This window comes from Acinetobacter sp. YK3, from assembly GCF_001729365.1.
Taxonomy (GTDB): domain Bacteria; phylum Pseudomonadota; class Gammaproteobacteria; order Pseudomonadales; family Moraxellaceae; genus Acinetobacter; species Acinetobacter vivianii.
Map to the genome: position 1 here is coordinate 1 of NZ_LZPJ01000059.1, position 2,287 is coordinate 2,287.

Below are 2,287 nucleotides of genomic sequence, written 5' to 3' on the forward strand. Positions count from 1 at the left end.
TGTGGTATGCCTTGAGTCAGGCTTGTTTTGTTGGAGGGTCACTGAATGAGCCAGGCGGGGGACATAATATTCTGGAGCCTATGGCACTGGATGTTGCCACCGTAATTGGCCCACGTTATTTCAATTTCCAAAGTATTGTGGATGAATTCGTTGCTGAACAAGGTATCTTGATTGGTGATGATGCCGCGCAGGTGGTACAGCATTTATTGAGCTGCCTAGATAATTCTGCAAACACATCACAATTGGTTGAACATGCACAACAGGTCTTGCAACGTAATCAGGGTTCGTTACAAAAACATATCCAGTTACTTGATCATTACCTCGCACAAACCACTTTGCCATGAATATTGTTTTGCTTGAACCCGACCAGATTGTTAACAATGATGCATGGCAAATTGACAATCCACGACAACTTCAACATTTACGGCAGCATCTCGAATTAAACGTAGGTGATAGCTTGAAAGTGGGGATACGCCAAGAATCGCGTTATCTCACCGAAGTGTTGGAGATTTCAGAACAGCGCATTATAGTGAGACCGATTCAGGCAGATCTGGTCCCAGAAAAACTACCCGTACATTTGATTCTTGCCTTGCCACGGCCCAAAGTGTTGCGTCGTATCATCATGGATGCAGTGACGGTTGGCGTTGAACGAATCAGCCTGATTCATAGTTATCGGGTTGATAAAAGTTACTGGCAAACGCCATTTTTACAACAACTCGATGATTATGTGACGCTTGGTCTGGAACAGGCAGGTGATACCATTGCACCCGAGATCCAATTATATAAACGCTTTAAGCCCTTTGTTGAAGATGTCTTGCCGACATGGATCAATGCCGAGCGACCTGCTTATGTGGCGCATCCTTATGCGGAACAACACATGCCTTATGCGATTCAGCATGGCTGTAGCCTGATTATTGGGCCAGAAGGTGGCTTTATTCCGTATGAAGTTGAGCTGCTGAAAAAAAACGGCTGCCAAGCAATGAGCATAGGCAACCGAATTTTGCGGACTGAAACAGCCGTATCAAATATTTTAGGTCGTTTGTTTGTCTGAAGAATCAGCCTGTTCAGATTGATCGCCACGATAGACTTTTACTTCCTGTACTGGATATGGAATAGAGATGCCTTTCTCATCAAATGCCGTCACCACGAGTTCCTGAATTTCACTGATTGAGGTCGAGGTCGATGTTTCAGTGGTATTGACCCACCAACGTACCGTCAGGTTAATTGAGAAATCTGCAAGCGCCGTGACATTGACGGAGAATCCCGGCTGACTCAATACGTTTAGATTGTGATCCAGAATATCCATAATGATCTGCTTGGCCTTTTGCATATCATCTTCATAGCCAATGCCGACCACAAATTCGCAACGACGACGCTGATAGGCATTATTGACCGTGACTGCGCTGGTATAGACGGTCGCATTTGGAATTACGATGCGGCGACCATCAGGAGAACGTAAAAAAGTCGCGCGGATCTGGATGTCTTCGACATTGCCTTCCATACCATTAACGACAATATCATCGCCAATACGGAACGGTTCACTGATCAGAATCAGGATGCCTGACAGCAAGTTTTGGAAAATATCTTTGAAAGCGAAACCAATCGCAACGGAACCAATTCCCAAAGCACCAATCAGCTGGCTTGGCGTGAAGCCAGGAATAGCGATCACCAATGCAATCAGGAAACCGAAAAAAATAATAAAGGTACTGCCGACGCGATTCAGCACCAGTACCAGATTCTGTCGGGTATAGCTGCGATTTTCTAAAGTCTTGCGAATAAACAGTTTAAATAATTTGGTGAGTAGCCAGAAAATAACGAAAACCGTAATCGCGATCCCGATATAGGGCAGGCGCTCCCAGAAGCTATCCATGATTTTATCAATCGTGGTATAGGCATCGTGATATTTTTCAGTATGGGCGAGTACGGTCTGGGTCGTTTTTGTCCCTGCTTGATGAATCAGCTCACCCGTATCTCTCGCGACTTCAGTCAATGTTGTTTGTTCATTCGCCACAGGAAAATCTCTATTTCGCAAAGGAAGGAGTCAATGAGGGAAGCAATCATAATGAATTTCTTGCGAATACGCATGCAAAATTCAGCCTCTGTTTCCCATCATAATCAAATCAAACCATAGAATATTATCGCCTTCTATCATCTATGGAATAGCTGTTAAGAAGAGTATTTATTTGTAATTTATTTAATACATTTAATAACTCATTGCCAGTAGCTTCCGCATAATACTTTGATCCAAGTTCATTTAAATGATTTGTGTCATAGTAAATAAATTTAT

3 protein-coding genes are annotated in these 2,287 nt (G+C 43.4%); 2 read left to right on the plus strand and 1 reads right to left on the minus strand.

Annotated elements, in window-relative coordinates:
* Nucleotides 1-344, plus strand: a 344-nt coding sequence (locus A9Z07_RS05275; protein WP_413772619.1) for a 3-deoxy-D-manno-octulosonic acid transferase, incomplete at its 5' end; no start/stop codon positions are given.
* On the plus strand, nucleotides 341-1,051 hold the full coding sequence (locus tag A9Z07_RS05280; protein WP_069577513.1) for a 16S rRNA (uracil(1498)-N(3))-methyltransferase: 711 nt from the start codon (nucleotides 341-343) through the stop codon (nucleotides 1,049-1,051). The genes A9Z07_RS05275 and A9Z07_RS05280, both read left to right, overlap by 4 nt.
* Here A9Z07_RS05280 and A9Z07_RS05285 read toward each other — a convergent pair.
* Entirely contained in the window at nucleotides 1,031-2,011 is a 981-nt protein-coding gene (locus A9Z07_RS05285; RefSeq protein WP_004776220.1) for a mechanosensitive ion channel family protein, read from the minus strand. The two genes, A9Z07_RS05280 and A9Z07_RS05285, sit on opposite strands and share 21 nt — an antisense overlap.
* Nucleotides 2,012-2,287: the final 276 nt, after the last annotated feature.